The organism is Saccharopolyspora taberi (assembly GCF_039534165.1).
GTDB lineage: Bacteria > Actinomycetota > Actinomycetes > Mycobacteriales > Pseudonocardiaceae > Saccharopolyspora_D > Saccharopolyspora_D taberi.
The window spans coordinates 166026-187841 of record NZ_BAAAUX010000019.1; the positions used below are offsets into that span (position 1 = coordinate 166026).

At 69.3% G+C, this 21816-nt stretch carries 23 protein-coding genes; 7 read left to right on the top strand and 16 right to left on the bottom strand.

Features of this window, described 5'->3' with window-relative positions; translation table 11 throughout:
* The first annotated feature begins 179 nt into the window (after nt 1-179).
* Both exaC and ABD691_RS22550 read left to right on the top strand, forming a co-directional pair.
* On the top strand, nt 180-1703 hold the full coding sequence (exaC, locus tag ABD691_RS22545) for an acetaldehyde dehydrogenase ExaC (protein ID WP_344682824.1): 1524 nt from the start codon (nt 180-182) through the stop codon (nt 1701-1703).
* A complete protein-coding gene (locus tag ABD691_RS22550) occupies nt 1703-2125 on the top strand; it encodes a DUF779 domain-containing protein (RefSeq protein ID WP_344682826.1) in 423 nt (140 codons plus the stop codon). Before exaC ends, ABD691_RS22550 begins: the two co-directional genes overlap by 1 nt.
* Here ABD691_RS22550 and ABD691_RS22555 read toward each other — a convergent pair.
* A complete protein-coding gene (locus ABD691_RS22555; RefSeq protein WP_344682827.1) occupies nt 2070-3272 on the bottom strand; it encodes a GAF domain-containing protein in 1203 nt (400 codons plus the stop codon). The two genes, ABD691_RS22550 and ABD691_RS22555, sit on opposite strands and share 56 nt — an antisense overlap.
* An 89-nt stretch (nt 3273-3361) precedes the next feature.
* On the opposite strand from ABD691_RS22555, the gene ABD691_RS22560 reads away from it, so the two are divergent.
* Nucleotides 3362-5200: a flavin-containing monooxygenase gene (locus ABD691_RS22560; RefSeq protein ID WP_344682828.1), complete on the top strand. Its 1839-nt coding sequence runs from the start codon at nt 3362-3364 to the stop codon at nt 5198-5200.
* Between the two features lie 11 nt (nt 5201-5211).
* Here ABD691_RS22560 and ABD691_RS22565 read toward each other — a convergent pair whose 3' ends face one another.
* The 6 genes from ABD691_RS22565 to ABD691_RS22590 all read right to left on the bottom strand — a co-directional run bounded on the left by ABD691_RS22565 (nt 5212) and on the right by ABD691_RS22590 (nt 11066).
* Entirely contained in the window at nt 5212-5904 is a 693-nt protein-coding gene (locus tag ABD691_RS22565; protein WP_344682829.1) for a TetR/AcrR family transcriptional regulator, read from the bottom strand.
* Nucleotides 5876-6715 (bottom strand): poly(ethylene terephthalate) hydrolase family protein, encoded by an 840-nt coding sequence (locus tag ABD691_RS22570; RefSeq protein ID WP_344682831.1) that lies wholly within the window; start codon nt 6713-6715, stop codon nt 5876-5878. Before ABD691_RS22570 ends, ABD691_RS22565 begins: the two co-directional genes overlap by 29 nt.
* A 55-nt stretch (nt 6716-6770) precedes the next feature.
* Nucleotides 6771-7205 carry a response regulator transcription factor gene (locus ABD691_RS22575; protein WP_344682833.1) on the bottom strand — a complete coding sequence of 145 codons (435 nt, stop codon included), beginning with the start codon at nt 7203-7205 and terminating at the stop codon, nt 6771-6773.
* 181 nt (nt 7206-7386) lie between these two features.
* Complete coding sequence (locus tag ABD691_RS33775; protein ID WP_425565140.1) at nt 7387-7755, bottom strand: hypothetical protein; 369 nt, start codon at nt 7753-7755, stop codon at nt 7387-7389.
* 337 nt (nt 7756-8092) lie between these two features.
* Nucleotides 8093-9739 carry an FAD-binding oxidoreductase gene (locus ABD691_RS22585; protein WP_344682835.1) on the bottom strand — a complete coding sequence of 549 codons (1647 nt, stop codon included), beginning with the start codon at nt 9737-9739 and terminating at the stop codon, nt 8093-8095.
* 454 nt (nt 9740-10193) lie between these two features.
* On the bottom strand, nt 10194-11066 hold the full coding sequence (locus tag ABD691_RS22590) for a LysR family transcriptional regulator (protein WP_344682836.1): 873 nt from the start codon (nt 11064-11066) through the stop codon (nt 10194-10196).
* Between the two features lie 73 nt (nt 11067-11139).
* On the opposite strand from ABD691_RS22590, the gene ABD691_RS22595 reads away from it, so the two are divergent.
* Both ABD691_RS22595 and ABD691_RS22600 read left to right on the top strand, forming a co-directional pair.
* Entirely contained in the window at nt 11140-12060 is a 921-nt protein-coding gene (locus tag ABD691_RS22595; protein WP_344682838.1) for an EamA family transporter, read from the top strand.
* 77 nt (nt 12061-12137) lie between these two features.
* Nucleotides 12138-13049 carry a bacteriocin fulvocin C-related protein gene (locus tag ABD691_RS22600; protein WP_344682840.1) on the top strand — a complete coding sequence of 304 codons (912 nt, stop codon included), beginning with the start codon at nt 12138-12140 and terminating at the stop codon, nt 13047-13049.
* Here the strand turns inward: ABD691_RS22600 and ABD691_RS22605 are convergent.
* Together ABD691_RS22605 and ABD691_RS22610 are read right to left on the bottom strand one after the other, a co-directional pair.
* Nucleotides 13016-13942, bottom strand: a complete 927-nt coding sequence (locus ABD691_RS22605; RefSeq protein ID WP_344682842.1) for a LysR substrate-binding domain-containing protein — start codon at nt 13940-13942, stop codon at nt 13016-13018. The two genes, ABD691_RS22600 and ABD691_RS22605, sit on opposite strands and share 34 nt — an antisense overlap.
* Before the next feature lie 23 nt (nt 13943-13965).
* Entirely contained in the window at nt 13966-14403 is a 438-nt protein-coding gene (locus ABD691_RS22610; RefSeq protein ID WP_344682844.1) for a hypothetical protein, read from the bottom strand.
* Between the two features lie 127 nt (nt 14404-14530).
* Between ABD691_RS22610 and ABD691_RS22615 the strand changes: the two genes are divergently transcribed.
* Together ABD691_RS22615 and ABD691_RS22620 are read left to right on the top strand one after the other, a co-directional pair.
* Nucleotides 14531-15928 (top strand): LVIVD repeat-containing protein, encoded by a 1398-nt coding sequence (locus tag ABD691_RS22615; RefSeq protein WP_344682846.1) that lies wholly within the window; start codon nt 14531-14533, stop codon nt 15926-15928.
* Between the two features lie 73 nt (nt 15929-16001).
* Entirely contained in the window at nt 16002-16745 is a 744-nt protein-coding gene (locus ABD691_RS22620; RefSeq protein ID WP_344682847.1) for a mechanosensitive ion channel family protein, read from the top strand.
* Here ABD691_RS22620 and ABD691_RS22625 read toward each other — a convergent pair.
* Genes ABD691_RS22625 through ABD691_RS22655 form a run of 7 tightly spaced genes read right to left on the bottom strand, consistent with a single transcriptional unit; the run spans nt 16697 to nt 21788 of the window.
* Nucleotides 16697-17761: a hypothetical protein gene (locus ABD691_RS22625; protein ID WP_344682848.1), complete on the bottom strand. Its 1065-nt coding sequence runs from the start codon at nt 17759-17761 to the stop codon at nt 16697-16699. The genes ABD691_RS22620 and ABD691_RS22625 overlap by 49 nt on opposite strands.
* Nucleotides 17761-18111, bottom strand: a complete 351-nt coding sequence (locus ABD691_RS22630) for a PadR family transcriptional regulator (protein WP_344682850.1) — start codon at nt 18109-18111, stop codon at nt 17761-17763. The genes ABD691_RS22625 and ABD691_RS22630 overlap by 1 nt, the downstream gene beginning before the upstream one ends.
* A 35-nt stretch (nt 18112-18146) precedes the next feature.
* On the bottom strand, nt 18147-18662 hold the full coding sequence (locus ABD691_RS22635) for a putative immunity protein (protein ID WP_344682852.1): 516 nt from the start codon (nt 18660-18662) through the stop codon (nt 18147-18149).
* Between the two features lie 44 nt (nt 18663-18706).
* Nucleotides 18707-19195, bottom strand: coding sequence for a GNAT family N-acetyltransferase (locus ABD691_RS22640; protein ID WP_344682854.1), 489 nt, complete (start codon nt 19193-19195; stop codon nt 18707-18709).
* A 14-nt stretch (nt 19196-19209) separates the two neighbouring features.
* The gene (locus ABD691_RS22645) at nt 19210-20340 is read right to left on the bottom strand and encodes a zinc-dependent alcohol dehydrogenase (protein WP_344682855.1); all 1131 of its coding nucleotides are present in this window, start codon (nt 20338-20340) and stop codon (nt 19210-19212) included.
* Entirely contained in the window at nt 20330-21349 is a 1020-nt protein-coding gene (locus tag ABD691_RS22650; RefSeq protein WP_344682856.1) for a zinc-dependent alcohol dehydrogenase, read from the bottom strand. Before ABD691_RS22650 ends, ABD691_RS22645 begins: the two co-directional genes overlap by 11 nt.
* Nucleotides 21342-21788 carry a tautomerase family protein gene (locus tag ABD691_RS22655; RefSeq protein WP_344682858.1) on the bottom strand — a complete coding sequence of 149 codons (447 nt, stop codon included), beginning with the start codon at nt 21786-21788 and terminating at the stop codon, nt 21342-21344. Before ABD691_RS22655 ends, ABD691_RS22650 begins: the two co-directional genes overlap by 8 nt.
* Nucleotides 21789-21816 lie beyond the last annotated feature (28 nt).

Here is a 21816-nt window from a genome sequence, read left to right on the forward strand (position 1 = left end):
CCCGCGCAGAGATGTCGAGACCGGATCCGGCTCACTGGGTTGTTCATCGTGCTGGGTGATGCGGGTTACAGGCAAGTACCCGTCGCGTTGCAACGCCGCTGCAACGTCCCGGCTCCTAGCTTCTCGACCACCCAGAAGCTCACGACGGCTCGTGGAGCCGCACCAGCGAGGAGGACGCGATGGTTCTGCACGCGGCGCCGGGAACGGCGGGTTCGGCGGTGGAGTTCCGCTCCCGGTACGACCACTTCATCGGTGGCGAGTACGCGGCTCCCGTGAACGGCGAGTACTTCGAGAACCCCACACCGGTCACCGGCCGGGCGTTCACCGAGATCGCCCGGGGCACCGAGGCCGATGTCGAGCGCGCGCTGGACGCGGCCGAGGGTGCGGCACCCGCGTGGGGCCGGACCTCGGTGGCCGAGCGGTCCGGGATCCTGCTGAAGATCGCCGACCGGATGGAGGCCAACCTCGAACGGCTGGCCGTGGCCGAGAGCTGGGACAACGGCAAGCCGGTCCGGGAGACGCTGGCCGCCGACGTCCCGCTGGCCATCGACCACTTCCGCTACTTCGCCGGGGCGCTGCGGGCCCAGGAGGGCGGGATCTCCCAGCTCGACGAGGACACCGTCGCCTACCACTTCCACGAACCGCTGGGCGTGGTCGCCCAGATCATCCCGTGGAACTTCCCGCTGCTGATGGCGACCTGGAAGCTGGCCCCGGCGCTGGCGGCGGGCAACGCGGTGGTGCTCAAGCCCGCGGAGCAGACCCCGGCCTCCATCCACGTCTTCCTCGACCTGGTCGCCGACCTGCTGCCGCCCGGGGTTCTCAACGTCGTCAACGGATTCGGCGCGGAAGCCGGAAAGCCGCTGGCGTCGAGCGCGCGGGTGCGCAAGGTCGCCTTCACCGGGGAAACCACCACGGGACGGCTGATCCTGCAGTACGCGAGCGCGAACATCATCCCGGTCACCCTCGAACTCGGCGGCAAGAGCCCGAACATCTTCTTCCCGGACGTCGCCGCCGAGAACGACGCCTACTACGACAAGGCGCTGGAGGGGTTCGCGATGTTCGCCCTCAACCAGGGCGAGGTGTGCACCTGCCCGTCGCGGGCGCTGATCCACAACAGCATCTACGACGACTTCCTGTCCGACGCCGTCGCTCGAACCGAGAAGATCAAGCAGGGCAACCCGCTGGACACCGACACCCAGATCGGCGCGCAGGCCAGCAACGACCAGCTGGAGAAGATCCTGTCCTACATCGACATCGGCGTCCAGGAGGGTGCGAAGGTCCGCACCGGCGGGCACCGCGCCGAGCTGGGCGGCGAGCTGTCCGGCGGCTACTACGTGACGCCGACGATCTTCGAGGGGCACAACAAGCAGCGGATCTTCCAGGAGGAGATCTTCGGCCCGGTCGTGGCGGTCACCGGCTTCGACGACTACGACGACGCGATGAAGATCGCCAACGACAGCCTCTACGGCCTCGGCGCCGGGGTCTGGTCCCGCAGCGGGACCACCGCCTACCGCGCCGGGCGCGACATCCAGGCCGGCCGGGTCTGGGTGAACAACTACCACGCCTACCCGGCGCACGCGGCCTTCGGCGGCTACAAGCAGTCGGGCATCGGCCGGGAGAACCACCGGATGATGCTCGACCACTACCAGCAGACCAAGAACCTGCTGGTGTCCTACTCCGACAACGCACTCGGGTTCTTCTGATGGCGGTCACCAGAGTCGCGGTGACCCCGGAGGCGGCGGCGCAGATCCGCCGCCTCCGGGCGCGGCACGGGCCGGTGATGTTCCACCAGTCCGGCGGATGCTGCGACGGCAGCGCGCCGATGTGCTTTCCCGCCGGGGAGTTCGCGACCGGCGAGTCCGACGTGCACCTCGGCGACCTGCCGGTCGACGGCGAACCGGTGCCGGTGTGGATGTCGAAAGCGCAGTTCGAGTACTGGGAGCACACCCACCTCACCATCGACCTGGTGCCCGGCCGGGGCAGCGGGTTCTCCCTGGAGGCGCCCGACGGGGTCCGCTTCCTGATCCGCTCCCGGCTGCTCACCGAAGACGAACGGCAACGACTGACCGCTACCGCAGCACGGACAGCGTGGCCCCGTCGGCGATTCGGTAAGGATTGGACGTGACCAGAGCGCCCACGACCCGGCGCAGCCGGGACAGCTCGGCGCGGACCGTGACCACGTGCTCTGCGTCGCCGAAGATCGCGCTGCTGATCTGAGCAGCGGTGCGCCCGTCGCGTCCCGCGTCGGCGAGCAGAGCCAGGATCTGCGCGTGCCGGGCGGTGACGGTGGTCCGCCACGGCTCCCCGCTCGACCGCAGTTCGAGCATCCGGCCGGCCAGGTCCAGGTGCGCCGAAACCGAGACCGATCCCCGTTCCCGCGTGGGCCGCACCAGCCAGCCGTCAGCGATGCGCTCCGGGAGGCACAACCCCATCCCCGGCACCGCCAGGACTCGGTCCGGCCTGGGCACCTCGATCCGGTCGCGCTCGGCGATCCCGCTGTGGTGGGCGACCCAGCCGTGGTCGTCGACCACCAGCAGCGGTCCGCTGACGGCGCTGACAACGGGCTCGGCGACCTGGCGCAACCTGCGCAGGTGCCGTTGGTGCAGCCGCCACAGCCGCTCCTCGGCCAGCCGCGCCGCGCCCTCGACCAGGGCCGTGATCGCCGGGTGCAGCGTCAGGGCCGGGCCGCTGACGTCGACGACGCCGATCAGGTCGCCGGTCCGCGGGTCGTGGATCGGCACGGCGGTGCAGTACCACGGGTGCTGCGTCTGCTCGAAGTGCTCGGCGGAGAACAGCTGCACCGGTGCCGCCTCGGCCAGCGCGGTGCCGATCGCGTTGGTGCCGACCATCTGCTCCGTCCAGCGGGCGCCTTCGGCGAAGCCAAGCCGGTCGGCGTTGCGGCGGACCTTGGCCGCCCCTTCACGCCACAACACGACCCCGTCGGCGTCGCACACCACCATCAGGAACTGGGACGCCTCGGCGACGCTGCTCAGCGCCAGGCGCAGCTCGTCGATCACCAGGGCGAGCGGGCTGCGGCAACGCCGCGCTTCCAGCTCACCGGCCGGCATCGCCACCCGGGAGTTGTCGCCGTCGGGGTCGAGCCCGATCCGCATCACGCGTTGCCAGGAGCGGGCGACCAGCGCCCGCGGGCGGCGCGGCGGACGGCCGCCCGCGATGACCGCGTCGTGGATCCGCAGGAGTTCCCGAGCGTGCTGGGAGAGATCGGAGTCAGGCGGGATCGCACCGAAACCGGTCATCATTCCTGCGCTCACTTCTCCTCCCGTGCCGGGATGCCCCATGTCGGGATGCAACCTGTTGCAATGCTTGCCCGGGCACGCCCGGGCAGTGTGCCCTGGGCCACATGACGGAAACATTGAACACCGCAGGCGCCGAGACCGAAACCCTCAGCGCGGACGAGCGGGCGCGGGCCTGGTTCACGTCGTTCGAGGACGCACTGCGCGCTCGGGACGTCGACCGCGCCACCGCGCACTTCGCCGCGACCAGCTTCTGGCGCGACCTGATCGCCTTCTCCTGGAACATCACCACGGTGGAGAACCCGGACGGCGTCACCGATCTGCTCACCGCGACCCTGGACCGGACGGCCCCGAGCGGCTTCGAGCTGAGCGAGCCCGCCGAGGAGGCCGACGCCGTGCTCACCGCGTGGTTCACGTTCGAGACCGGAGTCGGCCGCGGCCGGGGGCTGGTCCGGCTGCGCGACGAGGACGGCGAGCTCAGGGCTTGGACGCTCCTCACGACGTTGTACGAACTCAAGGGCCACGAGGAACCCCGGCACGAGCGACGTCCAATGGGCGCCCAGCACGGCGTCGACAAGCAGCGCCAGACCTGGCTTGAGCAACGGCGGCAGGAAGCGGACTCGCTCGGCACCAGCACCCAGCCGCACGTGCTGGTCATCGGCGGCGGCCAAGGCGGCATCGCGCTCGGCGCCCGGCTGCGCCAGCTCGGCGTGCCCAGCCTGGTGATCGACAAGCATCCGCGCCCCGGCGACCAGTGGCGCAACCGCTACAAGTCGCTCTGCCTGCACGACCCCGTCTGGTACGACCACCTGCCGTACCTGAAGTTCCCGGAGAACTGGCCGGTGTTCGCCCCCAAGGACAAGATCGCCGACTGGCTGGAGTCCTACGTCAAGGTGATGGAGGTTCCGTACTGGTCGTCGACCACCGCGAAGGCCGCCTCCTACGACGCGGACGAAGGCGAATGGACCGTCGAGGTCGACCGCGACGGCGAGACGATCACGCTGCGGCCGCGGGAGCTGGTCCTGGCCACCGGAATGTCCGGCAAGCCGAACGTGCCCGTGCTGCCCGGGCAGGACTTGTTCCAAGGGGAACAGCACCACTCCAGCGCACACCCAGGACCGGACGCCTACGCCGGCAAGCGATGCGTGGTGATCGGCTCGAACAACAGCGCCTTCGACATCTGCGGCGCGCTCTACGAACACGACGCGGACGTGACCATGGTGCAACGCTCTTCGACGCACATCGTCAAAAGCGACACCCTGATGGACATCGGTCTCGGCGACCTCTACTCGGAACGCGCGATCGCCGCCGGTGTGACCACCGAGAAGGCGGACCTGATCTTCGCCTCGTTGCCGTACCGGATCATGCACGAGTTCCAGATCCCGCTTTACGAGCAGATGCGGGAGCGGGACGCCGAGTTCTACGACCGGCTGGAGCGGGCCGGTTTCCTGCACGACTGGGGCGACGACGGCTCGGGCCTGTTCATGAAGTACCTGCGCCGCGGCTCGGGGTACTACATCGACGTCGGCGCGGCCGACCTGATCACCGACGGCCGGGTCAAGCTCGCGCGGGGCCAGGTCGACCACCTGACCGAGGACGCCGTGGTCCTCGCCGACGGCACCGAACTGCCCGCCGACCTCGTCGTCTACGCCACCGGCTACGGGTCCATGAACGGGTGGGCCGCGGAGCTGATCAGCCAGGAGGTCGCCGACACCGTCGGAAAGGTCTGGGGCCTGGGCTCGGACACCACCAAGGACCCCGGCCCGTGGGAGGGCGAACAGCGCAACATGTGGAAGCCCACCCAGCAGGAGGGGCTGTGGTTCCACGGCGGCAACCTGCACCAGTCACGCCACTATTCGCTGTACCTGGCGCTTCAGCTCAAGGCGCGCTACGAGCGGATTCCCACACCGGTCTACAACCTCCAGGAGGTCCACCACCCGCACTGACGACCATCCGGTCAGGACGGTTTGAGCATCCGGATGGCCAGTTCCGCGAAGGAGTCGGCCAGATCGGTGGTTCCGTAGTCGGGTGTGGGCACGAACCAGTACGGCGCCCGCACACCCATGCTGGCGATCGCTGCTGTGGTGACAGCGAGTTCGGATCCCTCGAAGACGCCCTGCTCCACCCCACGGCGGCCGACCTCGATGGCGATCAGCTCGGTGCGCTCGCGCAGGGCGAGCGCTTCCGCAGCACGGTCCGGGGAGAGGTGATGCAACTCGTCGTTGGTGACGATGGCCAGCAACGGATACGTGACGTGGCTGAGCACATGCGTGCGCACCAGCGCCCGCACCTGGCTGACCGGATCCGGCCCGCAATCGGCCAGCGCGTTCTCCATCGCCGCAAGCAGATCCCGGTGTCCTATGAGGACGATCCTCGCGAGGATGTGTTCCTTGGAGGGAAAGTACTCGTAGAGACTGGGCGCCTTGATCCCCACTGCGGTGGCGATGTGCCGCACGCTCGTGGCCGAGTAGCCGTGGTGGGCGAACAGGCGCATCGACTCCAGCAGGATGTGCAGCTCGGTGCCTTCCGCGTTGCCGGGGGGCAAACGCGGCTCCACCGCACGGACTCTGGTCAGTGCGGTGAAGTCGCGGGCGTTGTCGCTCAGGATCGTGGCCTTCCGGTCAGCGCGTACCGCCGTCGTTCGTACCATTGCTGCGCACGTCGCTCCAGGCGGGGTCAGTGCACAGGCCGCACGAGGGGCCGGTGAACTCGGCCGCGGCCTGTTCGTCCCCGGCCAGCTGGTACCGGAACCAGGCCGTCATGACGCCGCGGAATCCCCCGCCGTCGGCCACCGGCTCGAAGTGGTCGGCGCCGGCGAGCTCGGCGTAGAAGGCGGGAACGTGCGCCGCACGCTCGTACAGCGGCAGCACGATCCGCTGCGGGTCGACGATGCCGTCGTTCTGCCCGGCGAGGAACAGGGCCGGTCCGTGCAGCTGTTCCGGTTCCGCGAGCGGGCCCGGTTCGAGCGGGATCGTGGTGTCGACGATCGGGTCGGCTCCGGCGTTGATCGCACCGGCACCGCCCTGCGAGTGGCCGACCGAACCGATCCTGTCGGCGTCGACCTTCTGGTGGTAGGGACTTCCGGGACGGTCGTTCTCCTGCAGGAGAAAGCGGGCGCCGTCCAGCATTTCCTGCCCGCTGTTGGCGTTCTTCGTGTTGGCGGCGGCGACGATGAACCCGTGCGAGGCCCAGTGCCGCAGCAGGTCGTCGTACGCCTCTGGGGTGGCCCCTGTTCCGTTGCCCCAGATGATCACCGCGTGCCGGTGACCGCCGTCCCCGAGGACGGCGGGGCGGTAGAGGGTGTGAGCGCTCGTGGACTCCTTGATGACCTCGAACGGTCCTGGATCGGCCCACTGACTTCCGATCGACGAGTGCGCGGGCCCGGCGGCGTGCGCGGTCGGCGTGACCAGCGCCGCGCAGGCCAGGAGCGCAGCAGCCGGGACAAGACGGCGAAGAAGCATCGATGCAACCTCCCTAACAAGTGTTAGGGAGATTGGCAGCACGCCGGTCTTCCTGTCAACCAGTGCGTTCGGCGGTGATCCACGCGGCGACCTGGGCCCGGCCGGTGAAGTTGAGCTTGGTGAGGATGCGCTGGACGTGCGTATCGGCGGTGCGCGGCGATGAACAGCCGATGCGCGATGTCCCGGTTCGACGCCCTTCCGCGACCAGTTCTGCGACGTCGGTTTCCCTTGCCGTGAGGGGGATTTCGTTCACGACCACAGGCATTTTCCCGCCAAGGGCGTAGCGTCGTGCGTCCTCTTTGGACAAATATCGAACGGCGTCGAAGGTTGTGGTGAAGCGCTTCTCACCGAGTGCCTGCTTCGTACTCTCGAAGTGCGCGAGATGAGGGCGAGCCGCGATCCGAGCTGTCGAGGCGAGGGCGGTGCGCGCGGCCTCGGCGGCCGCGTCCACGTCGCCGAACAGCACCTCGACATGAGCGAGGCCGAACAACGCTATGTCCCGGCCGTAGGTGTCATCGCAGTACTGGGTGCGCGCGATGCCCCCCGCGCACGGCCTCTCACCCGGCGTCCAGGTCGGCGTGGGCGGTGAGGAAGCCGTGCAGGAACAACGCCCGCAACTCGCGCCGGAGGTCGCCGTGCACCTGGAGAGCGGGGACCACGGACCGTCCGGATCAGCGGAGCGGGCGCCGTGGTTCAGCACGGCCTCCAGGCGTCGCCGTCCTCCTCATGCAGGAGCACGGACTTGTCCACCAAGCCGTCGACCGGGCCGAGCACAGCACCACTGTCCACACCCGACACCCCTTCTGCGGCCTGAAGGTCGAACGAACCGGCGCCGTGGTCAACAACGCCAGCCGTCCGGTCAGCCGGTCGGCGATCTGCCAGACCGACAGCGTCCGGATCCGAGCCGCCGCGAGTTCGAGGGCCAGCGGCACTCCCTCCAGCCGACGGCACATCGAGCACCCGGCAAGCAACGCGTGCACCAGCTCGGCCAGCTCGGCCAGCAGCACGCCGTCGTAGGCCCGGGCGACATCACGCGCCACCCGGACCGCTCAACGTCACCAACCGCCCCAAGCCGAGCAGCCGACGCACTTCGGCCGTCTCCCGCGTCCGGCCGACGTAGCTGGTCAGGTCAGATCTAGTGCCGATCCCGTCCATATCGGACACCATTCACACCGTGTCCAGGTCCGCTCGTGATCGCGATGTAGCTTCCGCACGGCGAGCAGACGCGGGTTCCCGGCCGGAGTCGACCGGAAACCCGCCCACGAGCCGGGACCAGTCGGCGAAGCGCTCGCGCAACCGGAATCCCGCGCCGCCGTGGACGATCGGGATCTCGTGGCACTTCCGGTCACACGGCGGCTTCCGACGAGATTCGGTCGTTCAGTGCGGAGGTCGCACGGACTGACGGTGGTGGAAGACGTTCCGCGGGTCCCAGCGGCTTTTCACCCGCTGCAATCGGGGGTAGTTCGACTTGTAGTACAGCTCGAACCACGGAACGGACGAACGGTTGAACCGCGGATCGGTGATGTCGCCGTTCGGATAGTTGATGTAGCAGCCGTCCGTCACGTCGTTGGGCACCGGAACTCCGCCGGTGTCGGCGTAGACCGCGCCGTAGAGGTTGCGCACCCAGGCGATGTTGTCCTCGTCCTCGGCCGGGTCGTACCAGTAGGTCTCGTACGACACCTTCAAGATCGAGTCGCGATGCGCGACCGCGGTGGCCACCGGATCGACGGTGGAGATCTTCGCTCCGAGCGACGCGATCACCAGCCCGGCGAGCGTGTTGCTGTAGGAGTCGTCGGTCAGGTGCTCGTAAATCGTGTCGATGTGCTCCTGCGGGAACGGCTTGCGCAGATAGGCCGACGCCTGCTTGCCGCGGGTGTTGGGGTCGGTCTGATCCTTGCTGCCGGTTCCGATGTAGCGGGTCGCCCGCAGCCAGGGCAGCCGCTGGATGCGGGAGTGCTCGTGCACGATCGGCGCGTTCGCCTTCGGATCGACGACCACATCCCCGCCGAGCCCGATCGCACGGTTGGCCGCCGAGACGTATTCCGCCACGAGGTCCGCCGCGCCCGGCACCGTAGCGTCCATCTGCGCCAGGATTGTCACTTTGCCGTTGGACTTGTGGTTGAGCGACATCCAGCTGCAGAAGCTCGCGTGCGCCGAGCCCGGGTCGCTGTGCTCCACGACCCACCGCCCGTAGAAGTCGACCAGGCCGCCGAAGCCCTCCCTGGTGATTCCCGACCACGGCCAGGAAAGCTCGATCGCGTAGACCTCGCGGGGCGGAGCAGGCAGCGCCCGCGCGGGTTCGGTGCCGTCGGCGCCCGGCGAGCGCAGCAGGTAGCGCAGGACCACGCCGAAGTTGCCGCCGCCGGCACCAGTGTGCGCCCAGTACAGCTCCCGGTTCGGGTCGTCCTCCTCCCGCGTGGCGATCACGCGCTCGGCCCTGCCCTCGGCGTTGACCACGACCACGTCCACGCCGTAGAGATGATCGACGGTCAGGCCGTGCTTACGGGACAGCAACCCGAACCCGCCGCCGCAGATGTGGCCGCCGATGCCGACCGAGTAGCAGGCGCCGGCCGGAATGGTCACGCCCCAACCGTGGTAAAGCTCCTCGTAGACGTTCAGCAACGTGCCGCCGGCTTCCACCGCGAACGCGCCGTACCCGGCGTCGAAGTAGACCCGGTCCATCCTGGTCATGTTGATGACCAGCTCGACGTCCGGGTTGAACACGAAGTCCTCGAAGCAATGCCCGCCACCGCACACCGTGACGCGCTTGCCCTTGTCCACGGCCGTCTGCACGGCCTCCAGCACCTCGTCCGCAGTGGACGGAAGCCAGATCTCGTCCGGCCGCGCGACCCAACGCCGGTTGAACCCGGAGTTCAGGTCTTCGTACCGGGAATCGCCCGGACGCACCACCGGTGGTTCGTCCGAGCCCTTGGAAATTCCGGACCGCTCGGAAGTCGCGAGCGCACCGGTCGGCGGAGCCGACGAATTCGCTGCCGGAATGCGCTGCCCGTCGAGTTTTGCCATGTTGTTCTCCCCCCAGAGGTCCGGCACCGCGAACGCGCGCAGGCCGACTCCACCCAAAATGCAAGATCACGTGGATCAGTTCCAGTTCGGACAACTACCGAGCGTTCCCGGCGAACGACCGGTTCCTCGAACGCGCCGACCCCTTGGCGCGCAACCAGTTATCCCCCTGCAGGCGCGGTAATCGGTCTGCGACCCCGACGCCGCCGAGGCTAGCAGCGCGAAATCAGACCGCACTCCGCCGATCGGACGTATTTCAGCGCGCCCGAAGAGTCGCACGCAAATGGACTGTTGAACCGCCGGTCCGGCTTCGCCAGCGTGCTGGAATGTTCCAGCACGCCTTTGCGGGAAACGCCAAGGCCGGGCAGGGCCAAGACGATCGCGAGCGTCGACCAGATCTCAGGCGCTGGGCAGCTACGAATGCGCCATCTCCCAGTGGCGCGGCGAGCGGTCCGGCTCAGCCCATGAGCCTGTCGGCGATCAGAGCGAGCGGAGCCCACGCGGCGCGGCCACGCCCGACGACCGCGAACGCCCGCAGCAGCACCTCGGGCTCGCGCAAGGGAATCAGCCGCACGCCCGACCGCATCGGCATCCCCTCCGGCAGCAACCCGACCCCGAGTCCGGCGGCGACGAGGTCCTGCACCAGGTCAAGACTGTCGGCGCGGTGCACGATCCGCGGCGTGAACCCGGCGTGCGCGGCCAGGGCAGCTACCACGCGCTCGTCCGCGTCGTTGCGGGAGTTCACGATCCAGTCGTGGTCGCGATGGCGGTCCACGATGTCCACCGTGGACAGATCATCCACAGTAGACTCCCCTGGCACCCCGAGACCCCACCGCGCGGTCCACAGCGGGGTGGCCTCGAACCGGTTCCCGAAGGTCAGCGGGGCGAGCGCGTAGTCGTAGACGAGGGCGAGGTCGATCGCGTCCTCGGCGAGCAGGTCGAGCGCCTCGATGGGCTCGTGCTCGGCGACCAGCATCCGGACCTGCGTGTCTTCCAGCGAGCCCAGCAGTGGGAGCAGCGAGCGGCGGATCGCCGTCGCGAAGCCCGCGACCCGCACGGTGCCCGCGGGCTCGGCGCCCGGGTCCAGGTCCGCTCGGGCCGCGTCCACCGCGGCCAGGATCGTGAGGCCGTGATCGGCCAGCCGCCGCCCGGCGGGCGTGAGCCGGACCCGGCGCCCCACCGGCTCCAGCAGCTCGGTGCCGGTCTCCCGGGCCAGCGCGGCGATCTGCTGCGAGACGGTCGACGTGGTGACGCCCATCTCGTCGGCCACCTCGCGCATCGAGCCGAGCCGGGCCAGCGCGACCAGCAGCTCCAGGCGGCGAGTCTCCATTCACGAATCATGAACGATATGTGCAGTGAAGTCACGTGGACGCGAACGGTCCTCGTGTCCTTCACTGGTCGCCGTGAACACCTCCCCCCGTCTCGGCTCCGCCTTCGCCGTCGTCGCCATGCTCTGCGTCCAGCTCGGTCTCGCCGTCTCCGTCGGGCTGATCGATCGCCTCGGCACCGAGGGCACGGCCTGGCTGCGGCTGGCGTGGGCCGGGCTCGTGCTGGCGGTCCTCGTGCGACCGCCGCTCCGCGGGCTCACCCGCCGCGCCCTGCTGACCTGCACGCTCCTCGGGATGGTGACGGCCGGAGTCACCTTCCTGTTCATGGCCGCCGTCGCACGGATCCCGCTCGGAACCGCCAGCGCCCTGGAGTTCCTCGGCCCGCTCGGCGTCGCCGTCGCGCGAGGTCGCGGGCGGGCACGCCTGTGGGCGCTCCTCGCGGCCGCCGGCGTACTGCTGCTCACCGAGCCATGGCGCGGCGACGGGACCGATCCCGTGGGAATCGGATTCGCGCTGGCCGCAGCCGCCTGCTGGGCCGGATACATCGTGCTGACGCAGAAAGTCGGCGACGAGGTGACAGGGTTGCGGGGCCTCGCCGTGTCGATGCCGGTCGCGGCCGTCACCGCCACCGCGGTCGTCGCACTGACAGACGCACCGGCCGTGTTCAACGCCCTCGACCCGCAACTGCTGCTCGTCGGACTCGGACTCGCCGTGCTGCTCCCGGTGATCCCCTTCAGCCTGGAGATGCTGGCCCTGCGCAGGCTCACCACGGCGGCGTTCGGCACGCTCATGGCCCTCGAACCGGCGATCGCACTGGTGGTCGGACTCGTCGCGCTGCGCCAGATACCGGGCTGGAGCGCCGTCATCGGGATCGCGTTCGTCGTCACCGCCGGTATCGGAGCCGAGCGCAGCGGCGCTCGCGGGCAGACCGGACCGGAGCCGAGCACGCCGCAGGCGGACGTTCCCGGACGGTGCTCGGCGAAGCCATCACCCTGACCGCTTATTGACCGGTCAGACCCAAGAATGGTGCTGTTGCGAAGGCAAGCTCGCCAGGTAGAACGTTGGGGGATTCAATGACGAATGCGTTTGACCGTTGGGTGCTGGCTTTTGACGGCTCGTGCCGGGTCTGCCGGAACATGTCCCGCGCTGTGGCCGATGCCTGCGGCGACAAGCTCGAAGTCCTCCCGTTGGCGCACCAGGACGTGCGGGAGTGGCGCGAACAGGCGCTCGGCGCGGACCCGGTGTGGGCGCCCACCCTGATCCACGTCCGACCCGGCCAAGCCCGCGCCTGGGTCGGAATCCCGTTAGGATTCCACCTGGTTCGGCGGCTGGGCATCCGTTCGACGCTGGCAGTGCTCGGCGCGCTGGGACGGACACGCCGCACCACGCGGCGGAAGCGTCTCGGCGCCCTGCCGCTGATCGCCGGTCTTGCGGTCGCGGCCAGCCTGACCAAGATCCGCCCATCCGGCGGGGACGGGAACGGCGACGATCCGAGTTCCTGGGTGGAAGCCAACAAAGACCGGCTCCCGCAGTCCTACGCCGAGGTCGTCGAGCGTCCGATGGCCTACCGCAAGGCAATCTTCAGTGCGTCGTCAGCTGCCACCAAGGGCCGCCTGTGGGTCGAGCACCTCCAGCAGTACAGCGCGACGCACCCCGATCTGCCGGACGACCAGGAACGCGTCCTGCGGCACGCCATGGACGTCCTCGGGAACGAATCGCTGTACGCGCAGCCGTCTCCGCCTGAACGGGATCAGGTGCTGGAGGATCTCCGGGCCGAGGTGAACGCCGCCTTCGGAGAGGAAACCCAGGCCCTCATCGCAACCCTCGGTCCACCAGACCTCGCGCCCGCCGCGACGGATTGCCAGTGCAGCACCAAGAGCGACTACTGCTGGATGGGCTGCGTCGGCAGCGACGACTGCCGCAGGGTGGACGGATGCGGAACCGGGTGGGTCTACACCTGCAACGGATGGTGCGAAGGCCCCTGATCGCTCCAGCGCCCCGACACCTCCCTGGCGGAGTCGAGGAACGCCAGGGTTGTCGGGGCGGAACCCGCCTTCCGCCACACCAGCGAGGTGGCCACGTCGACCTCGCCGTCGACGAGGGGGCGGTACACCACTCCGGGGTGCCCGAGCCGTTCCATGCAGGCCGGCAGCACCGACAGCCCGAGACCCGCCGCGACCAGCGCCACGACGGTCTGCTTGGGCCATGCCTCCCTGGAGATCACCGGTTCCAGTGCGAGCTCGTGGCAGCGCGCGATGAACCGGTCGTGCAGGGGTGGGTTGATCTCCCGGGGAACCATGATCAACGGGTGCGCGCACAGCTCCGCCAGCCGCACGTGCCGTTGCGCGGCCAAGGGATGGCTGTCCGGTACGACCGCCAGAAGTGGTTCGGTGAAAAGGGTTTCCTGGGCCAGTTCGGGATGCTGCACCGGCGGATGCACGAATCCGACGTCCAGCTTCTCCGCGGCGAGATCGCGCAACTGGGTGGAGATCCGCGACTCGGTGACGCTGATCTCGACCTCGGGGAAGCGCGTGCAGAAGTGGCGGATGACCGGTGGTACGACGCTGTGCAGGGCGGACTCGATCACGCCGATGGCGATCCTGCCGAGATCACCCCGTGCCGCGCGCCGGGTCCGCTCGGTGGCCAGGGTGACGCGCCGCAAGGTTTCCCGCGCCTCGTCGAGGAACACCGCTCCGGCGGCCGTGAGCGCGACGCTGCGCTTGGTGCGCTCCAGCAGCTGAACGCCGAGTTCCTCTTCGAGGCGCTGGATCTGCATGCTCAGCGGCGGCTGGGAAATCCGCAGCCGCCGGGCGGCTCGGCCGAAGTGCAGCTCCTCCGCCACCGCGACGAAGTACTCCATACGACGCAGATCAGCCATGACTGAGCCAGCCGCCTTCCGGCTCAGGCCCGCTCGAAGGTGAGGTCGAAGTCCTTCCGCCAGGTCCTGCCCTGGTCCTCGGAGGCCTCCCAACGGCCGAGGATCCGGTCCTTCTCGACGTCGGCGATGAAGCGCTGGTGGAGATCCGGGTCCTCACGGGTCATGGTCCAGCGCCCGCCGTCGAAGGTCACGGCGTACTGGCGGCATACGCCGCGGTCGTCCTGGTAGAGCGCGACGTAGGCGTCGTTCGGATCGCTGCGTCCGATGACAAAGCTCATGGCAGAGTGGTGCGCGCTTTCGCCGAGTTCCGACCGCATGAGAAGGAACGACTCCCCGAGCCGCTCGATGGTGGTCGTTCCTGGCACTTCGAGGCCCGGCGGTTCGAGGAACCAGGCATCCGACATCGTCGTTGTCCACGCGCCGACAAGTCCGTCGAGCTTCTCGAGTTCGGTGTTGCGCATCGGTTCCTCCACCGCCGGGTAAGAAGACTGATATCCAACCACTATTAGTGATCCCAGAAAAATATATTGGACGCACAGTTCTTCCTCGTCAAGGCTCGAATACAGGAGTTGAGCCTGAGGAGGCGACTTGTCCCAGAAGCATTTTTCCCGCCGCCGCGCACTGACCACCGCAAGCATGGCCGCCGCGACCGCACTGGGCGTTCCCGGCACCGCCGCGAACGCCGGCAGAGACGTCGAGGTCATCCCACCTCCGGGCGCCTACGCCCGCAACGTCGAAGTGGTCGGCTACTGCGCCCTGGAGGAGCGGCCCGGGTTCAAGATGGCGATCCGGGAGAAGGCCGGACGCTGGTACCTCTACATGGGCCACTTCTGGTCACCGGGCTGGAGCGTGGTCGACGTGACCGACCCGCGACGCGCCACCGTGCTGCGCTACTGGCCGACCCCTGGGCCGCAGGGCAACACCATGGGAATGCAGGCGACGCTGGCCGGTGACACCCTGATCACCGCGATGGAGAAGGTCTTCCCGGAAGGCGCGCCGGGAACCGACCCGAACGCCCCGTTCAACGAGGGCGTGCTCATCTACGACATCGCCGAACCCGCGAATCCCCGGCTGCTGAGCCACTTCAGGACCGGCGGCAACGGAACCCATCGCAACATCTACACCGGCGGACGCTACGCGCACCTGTCCGCCGCGATGCCGGGATTCCAGGGCAACATCTACGTGATCCTGGACATCTCCGACCGCACCCGGCCCCGTGAAGCAGGACGGTGGTGGGTGCCGGGCCAGGAAGAACGCGGCAGAGCACCGCGGACTCCGCCCGCGCACACCCACGGGTTCTGCTGCGGAGCAGGAGCGCACGTCCACCTGCACGGCCCGCCCTATCCGACCGAGGACGGCCTGGTCTACCTGCCCTACGGCGGCGCGGGCCTGATCGTGCTGGACATCTCCGACGTCTCGCGACCGCGGCAGATCGGCCACCTGCCGTTCAGCCCGCCGTTCCACTCGCAGTTCGGCGTGCACGGATTCCTGCCACTGCCCGACCAGGGCATCGGGTACGCCAACTCCGAGGACATCTCCTACGGCACCGGCCCGGCCCACCACGCGTCCATCGTGGACATCAGCGACCCGGCGAACCCGTTCCTGCTTTCGCTGCTGCCCGAACCGGTTCCGCCCCGGGAGGCGCCCTACGACGACTTCACCACCCGCGGCGGCTGGTGCGGGCCGCACAACTTCAACCACCACCAGTACCACCCCGACGTCCAGCCCCAGGGCGACCTGTTCCACCTCGCGCACTTCAACGCCGGTCTGCGGATCTACGACGTGTCCAACCGGCGTCTTCCCAGGGAGATCGGCTACTTCATCCCACCCGAGCCCCGCAAGCGGTACGGCTACCTGCCCGAGCACGACCTGGTCCTGCAGACCGAGGACGTCGTGGTCGACAGGCGCGGATTCATCTACATCACCGACAAGAACCAGGGCATGTGGATCCTGCGCTACGTCGGCCCCGAACCGGGAACCCGCTGATCCGGAAGCCGGACAGGGCTGGTGCGTTGATCAGGGCATTGTGCGTTGATCAGACTTGCCCCAGCATTTGACCATGTCCAGTTTCACGCCACAGCGCGGCGACACCGGCGACCGGAAGAACTGGCGGCAGACCGTGACGTCGGCGATGCGCAAGCACCGGCTCACCCCCGACGCCAAGCGCGCCATCGCGGCTTCCGCGCTGGCACTGGCGATGCTGGTGACCGCGGCGCTGGTCGATCCCGCCGCGCTGCTGCGCCACGGCGAGCCCCTGCAGAAGGCCGCCGCCATCGGGGGCGCGATCGTGTTCGCGGCGCTGGGAATCGTTGCGGTGCAGAACATCGCCAGGGAAGCGGTCAGCCGCACCCGGCTCCGGCTGACCGCGAGCCACGCAGGCGCGATCCGGCTGCTGATCTCCCTGGTCGGCTACATCACCGTCGCGGTCCTGACCCTGGGCGAGCTCGGCGTCCGGATGGACCAGCTGCTGCTGGGCGGGGCCGTGACCGGTGTCATCCTCGGCATCGCCGCCCAGCAGTCGCTCGGCAACGTCTTCGCCGGCCTGATGTTGGTGATCGCCCGCCCGTTCGCCATCGGAGACCACGTGATCGTCCACTCCGGAACGCTGGGCGGGCCGCTGGAGGGCCGGGTGACCGAGATGGGGCTGGTCTACCTGACGGTGGAAGGCGACGACGGCCCGATCCGGTTACCCAACACCGCCGTCCTCAACTCCGCCGTCGCTCCCAACAGCCGGAACCGTTCCCAGCCGGAGGATCAGAACCGGTCAGCGGACGGGAGACCGGTGGAAGACCATTCGGGCTGACGGCGCCTGGCGGACACGGCAAGAACGGTGGTGACAACCGCGAGCGCGGACGGCGGCGCGAGCACCGCGGCCACGGGAATTCCGCTGGGCAGCCCGAAAACGGCCAGATAGCCGACCTGCATGAGAGCGAACGGCACGCACAGCAGGGCGACTGCGGCCAGCCACGGTCCGGGCACGCTCCGGGGAGCGCAGAGCCGCGCCGCGAGAAGCCCCACGCCGCCGAGGACCAGGGCCCACGAGCCGTCCGCCCACGGACCCATCGCAGCGGTGACCGCTGGTCCGGCCAGGATGGCCGCCACTACGACGCCTCCGATGGCGAGAGCCGCGGCCGGCAGGGCGATCAGCCATGGCCGGGACTCCGGACGAGGTGCGTCGCCGTGGAACCCGAGGAACACGCAGGCAGCGGAAAACCACACCACGCATCCACCCACCAGGGCCGCGCGCAGCATCATCCCGTCCTGCAACACCGCGCTGAGCACGGCGACCACCGATGGCAGCAAGGCCACGGCCGTCACAAGGCGAGCGGCGCGACGACGGCCGGTCGCGAGCAGCAAGTAGGCGGGAATCCACAGAAGCTGCAGGAGCAGACCCACGGCCTCCCGCCAGTCACCCCAGGTGAGCGGCGCTGTGACACGGGCGAGGTAGTCGGCGATCTGCGGCGGTCCCACCCAACCTGCCACGGCGATGGATGCTACTGACATGAGCGAGTAGGCGGCTTGGACGAGCAAGCCCAGCAGTGCGACGAGCCGGACCGTGTCGCCCCACCGGCGAGCCGGTGCCGGCGCGTTGACACCTCCGAAACGCGTCCGCACCGCAAGCGCCACCATCGCGGCGACCTCGGCGCGATCCGGCCAGCCGTACTCGCCCCGGAACTGGCCGGTCTCGTCGTCCGGTTCTTCGCGGACGGCCTCAGCGGCCATGAACACCTCGACGAGCTCCTCCTCGCGCTCCGCGCGGTACCAGCGCGGCAACAGCCGCAGCAGGAGCCGGTAGCGAGCCTCCAGCCGGGTCGTCATCACACTCCCCCTTCAGGTGCCAGGCGAATTCCGCGAGCGCGGAGCCGGTCGGCGGCCACCCGGGCGGTAGCCGCGCGAGCGGACGTCTCCCGCGCCAACGCGGTCAGCCCCTCCTCGGTGAGCCGGTAGTAGCGCCGCAACCGGCCGTTGTGCACTTCCTCCCGGTCGAGCCCGACCAGTCCGTCGTCGCTGAGCCGATCGAGCACGCCGTAGAGGGTCCCGACCCGCAGCACGACCCGCTGCTCCGACAGCGCGCTCACGGCCTGCACGATCCCGTACCCGTGCAGCGCCCCCTCCGCAAGCACCGTCAGGACCAGGAAGGTCTGCTCGGACATCGCGCGTCTCGACATGACGGCAGTATATATCACTAAGCGATATATACAGCTCAGCAGTCGAACACCGACCAGCAGATGTCGTTCCGCAACCGCTGGTCGTCAAGCACGAGCTCGCGAATGGCGTCCGGGAGCTGATCACGCTGCCACTGACACTCAAGCCGCCCAGCGACCTCGCCCTCGCCTTCGGGTGCAGCAGCGCGTGCCGCCTTGATCGCATAAGCCGCCGCACCGAGCTCGTGCGCAGCGACATGAGCGACGACCCCGGCCTGCCCAGCGGCGTATGCGGCATGCCGAGCTGCCCCACGCAGGTCTCGGGCCGCGCCCATCGCATGGCCGCCCGCCGCACGAGCCTGGGTCATCTTGACCTCGCCGCGCACCCAGGCGCGGGCGTGCTCAATCGCCTCACGCGGCCGAGGATCATCAGGCCGAACCGACTCGAAGAGCCCGAGAACGTGCTCCGCACAAGACGCCGCCCACAGCGCGAGGAGATGGTGATCGGAATCCGTGAGCGTCCCGCCACGGCGGATCGTCACAAAGCGCGGATCGCGAACCTTCGGAAGGATCATGCCTGGCTCTCCTTCTACGGCGGACCTGAGGCAGTCAGGCGGGGTCAGTCGTCGGCGAGGATGGCGTACAGGTCCGAGTCGCGCCAGCCATCGCGAATGTACGCGGTTCCACGCATCCTGCCCTCGTACCGCATGCCGATCTTGCGCAACACCGCCGCCGACGCGAGGTTGCGCGGGTCGCACGTGGCGAATATGCGGTGTCGCCCGTGCTCGGCGAAGCCCATACGCAACAGCTCCCGCGCCGCAGCCGTGGCGATGCCTTGCCCCCACAGCCGCGGATGCACCGCGTACGCGATCTCGCCAGTGCTCGAACCGCGCAGCTTCAGTGCGGCGGTGCCCACAACGTCGCCGTCGACGACCACCGCGAACACCAGCCGGTCCGGAGGCGCCGCCACCGCGGCCCGCACAAACTCCTGCGTCTGCTCGAAAGTGTTGGGTCCCCGCGCCTGATAGCGGCACGATTCCGGCAAACAGGCCCAGCTGTGGACGGCAGTGACGTCATCAAGCGCGAGCGGTCGGAGCATTGGCGCCATGGCGGCACCTTAGATCACCCGGCAGTTGTTGCCTCGGTGTCGAGAGTGAGCGGGTCGCGGCGGAGGACGAGTTTGGTGGTCCGGGCGGTGTAGGCGTGCGGTGCTTCTTCCCAGGCGGCGGTGCGGGTGGTGACCCGCTCGGCGGGGAATTCGGTGCGTTGCAGGAAATCCAGCAACTCGGGCAGGGTGGCGCGCGGGTGGGAGACGCCGAGGCGCAGGGTGGCGTCGGTGGCGTACATGTGCATCAGCGGTACCCGCGTCCCGGTTGACAGGTAGTAGCCGACGGCGGTGCAGACGCCCCCGGGGGCCAGGGCGCGGATGGCGCGCCGCAGGCCGGACGCGCGTGAGGTCGCTTCGACGACGACGTCGTAGGTCTGCCTTCCCGGTCGTGCCCGTGGTCGGGCACCGAGTGATTCGGCGATCGCGCGGCGATCCGGGTCGTCATCGATGTAGTCCACTATGGACGATCCGTGGGCGGCAGCGAGACCGGCCGCGTAGAGTCCGATGCTCTTGGCGCCACCTCCGAGGACGAGCACCGAGCCGCCGGCATGGGTGGTCAGCGGCGGAATGACGGCGCGGTAGGCGTCGGCGAGGTTGTCGCTGGCGGCGGCGATCCGTTCGGCGGGAACACCGGCGGGGACGGGGACGAGCATGTGGTCTGCGAAGGGAACCCGGAACTCGTCGGCGATCATGCCGCCCCAGGGGCCGCTGGCCGGGCCGAACCCGTACGCGGCCAGCGGCCTGCCCTGGCGGGTGGTGGCGCATTTGGAGGTCAGGCCGCGCAGGCACTCCGGGCAGGTGCCGCAGGAGACGGCCCAGGGCACGATCACCCGCTGCCCGACGCCCAGCCGGTTCACCTGAGACCCGACGGCGACGATCTCGGCAACGCATTCGTGGCCGATGGCGAACGGCCCGCGGAACGGAACCTCCCCGCAGATGCGGCCGACGATCGGGTCGACCAGGCGCAGCGCCATGCCCGCTTGCAGCGCACGGGAGACGGGCCGGTGGACGGGCAGGGTGTCACCGTCGCAGCGGCCGGCGAGAAACGGCCGCACGATCGCGTCGCCGGGCTGCTCCAACGCGGGCTTGCCGATCTCGCGCCAGGCCAGGTGGCCGCTGCGGTGGAACTGGAGTTCACGCGGCATCTGGGACCTCGCGGACGAAGACCGGTTTGAGATGCCGTTCCGGCAGCGCGTCGGGCAGGTCTTCCCAGTCGATGACATCCGAGACGACCCTGCCGGGCTCGACGCGCCCGGACCGGGCGAGGTCCAGCGCGTCGGGCAGGTGCGCGTGCACGTTGTCGCGGGCGATGCGCATCGTGACCCCGGTCAGGTACATCTCCAGCAGCGGCAGCTCACCGGGCCGGAAGTGGTTGCCTGCGCTTTCGCAGAATCCCTCGGGCACCAGGGAACGCAGCGCGACGGCGAGCTGGTCGACTCGTCCGGTGGACTCCACGGCGAGGTCGAAGCCGTGATGGATCGGCTCGATCGCCTCGGCGGTGCGGGCACCGTAACCCTCGGCGATCTCGCGGTGGGCCGGGTCGGGGTCGACGTAGAGCACGTCGCTCGCGCCGAGCGCGCGGGCGATGTCGCAGACGTAGAGGCCGATGCTGCCCCGGGCGATCACCAGCACCCGGGCACCGGGACGCGCTTGCAGATGCGGAGCGACCATGCGCCACGACAGCGGCCAGTTGTCACTGGCCGAGGCCATCGCCACCGGATCAAGACCCGGCGGCAGCGGGACCAGCATCGCATCCGCCCACGGGACGCGGACCAGGTCGGAGAACAGGCCACCCCAGTCGCCACCGAGCGGAGCACCGAACATCGCCATGTGCGGCACCGACGTGCAATGCGCCTGAAGCCCGGACCGGCAGCTCCCGCAGTCCCCGCACGAGACAGCCCACGGCACCACCACCAAGTCTCCGGGCACGACATGGCTGATCGCGTCGCCGACGTCGACGACCCGGGCGACGCACTCGTGCCCGATCGCGTAGGGCGGCGCGATGGGACCGTGACCGGCCAGGATCATCGAGTCCACGTCGCACGACGTCGCGGCCACCGGGGCCACGATCGCGTCCCGGTCCGACTGGAGCACCGGGTCCGGCGCCTCCCGCCACTCGACGGTGCGCCGGGCGACATAGGTCAGTTCACGCATCGGCCACGGCCCCTTCGGCTTGCTGTCCCTGGGCAAGCTCGACCAGGTCGGCGTAGCGGATGACGCTGCCGCCGGCACCCCACGTGCCTTCGGCCTGTTCGTGGACGAGTACCCACACCCGCAGCGCGTCGGACTCGGCCAGCCCGGCGGCGGTCAGCACGGCCGCGGTCGCGTCCCCGACCAGGCCCGCCTTGCGGCGCTCCGACAGCGCCCCCTGCGGCACCGTGACGTCGACCCGGAACCGCGGCGCGTCGTCCGCGGCCGTGACCTGCGCGCCCGCGGGCAGTTCGTGCAGATAGCTCCACGCCTGCGCGCGGAAGAACTCCGTGTCCGGCGCGCCCTCCCAGCGCAGCAGCACCGACGCCAGCTCGCGCTGGACGGTCCTGCGCCCCTCGGGCGTCAGCGCTCCGGTGGGCGCGGTCAGTTCGATCATCGGCATGGCACCGCTCCTTGTTATGACAGTCGTT

Coding starts and splice junctions, on each gene's coding strand:
- ABD691_RS22655 (WP_344682858.1), bottom strand. CDS start 21,788: ATGCCGATGATCGAACTGACCGCGCCCACCGGAGCGCTGACGCCCGAG.
- ABD691_RS22620 (WP_344682847.1), top strand. CDS start 16,002: ATGTCCAGTTTCACGCCACAGCGCGGCGACACCGGCGACCGGAAGAAC.
- ABD691_RS22560 (WP_344682828.1), top strand. CDS start 3,362: ATGACGGAAACATTGAACACCGCAGGCGCCGAGACCGAAACCCTCAGC.
- ABD691_RS22550 (WP_344682826.1), top strand. CDS start 1,703: ATGGCGGTCACCAGAGTCGCGGTGACCCCGGAGGCGGCGGCGCAGATC.
- ABD691_RS22635 (WP_344682852.1), bottom strand. CDS start 18,662: ATGATCCTTCCGAAGGTTCGCGATCCGCGCTTTGTGACGATCCGCCGT.
- ABD691_RS22630 (WP_344682850.1), bottom strand. CDS start 18,111: ATGTCGAGACGCGCGATGTCCGAGCAGACCTTCCTGGTCCTGACGGTG.
- ABD691_RS22585 (WP_344682835.1), bottom strand. CDS start 9,739: ATGGCAAAACTCGACGGGCAGCGCATTCCGGCAGCGAATTCGTCGGCT.
- ABD691_RS22625 (WP_344682848.1), bottom strand. CDS start 17,761: ATGACGACCCGGCTGGAGGCTCGCTACCGGCTCCTGCTGCGGCTGTTG.
- ABD691_RS22565 (WP_344682829.1), bottom strand. CDS start 5,904: ATGGTACGAACGACGGCGGTACGCGCTGACCGGAAGGCCACGATCCTG.
- exaC (WP_344682824.1), top strand. CDS start 180: ATGGTTCTGCACGCGGCGCCGGGAACGGCGGGTTCGGCGGTGGAGTTC.
- ABD691_RS22610 (WP_344682844.1), bottom strand. CDS start 14,403: ATGCGCAACACCGAACTCGAGAAGCTCGACGGACTTGTCGGCGCGTGG.
- ABD691_RS22650 (WP_344682856.1), bottom strand. CDS start 21,349: ATGCGTGAACTGACCTATGTCGCCCGGCGCACCGTCGAGTGGCGGGAG.
- ABD691_RS22640 (WP_344682854.1), bottom strand. CDS start 19,195: ATGGCGCCAATGCTCCGACCGCTCGCGCTTGATGACGTCACTGCCGTC.
- ABD691_RS22605 (WP_344682842.1), bottom strand. CDS start 13,942: ATGGCTGATCTGCGTCGTATGGAGTACTTCGTCGCGGTGGCGGAGGAG.
- ABD691_RS22645 (WP_344682855.1), bottom strand. CDS start 20,340: ATGCCGCGTGAACTCCAGTTCCACCGCAGCGGCCACCTGGCCTGGCGC.
- ABD691_RS22570 (WP_344682831.1), bottom strand. CDS start 6,715: ATGCTTCTTCGCCGTCTTGTCCCGGCTGCTGCGCTCCTGGCCTGCGCG.
- ABD691_RS22590 (WP_344682836.1), bottom strand. CDS start 11,066: ATGGAGACTCGCCGCCTGGAGCTGCTGGTCGCGCTGGCCCGGCTCGGC.
- ABD691_RS22600 (WP_344682840.1), top strand. CDS start 12,138: ATGACGAATGCGTTTGACCGTTGGGTGCTGGCTTTTGACGGCTCGTGC.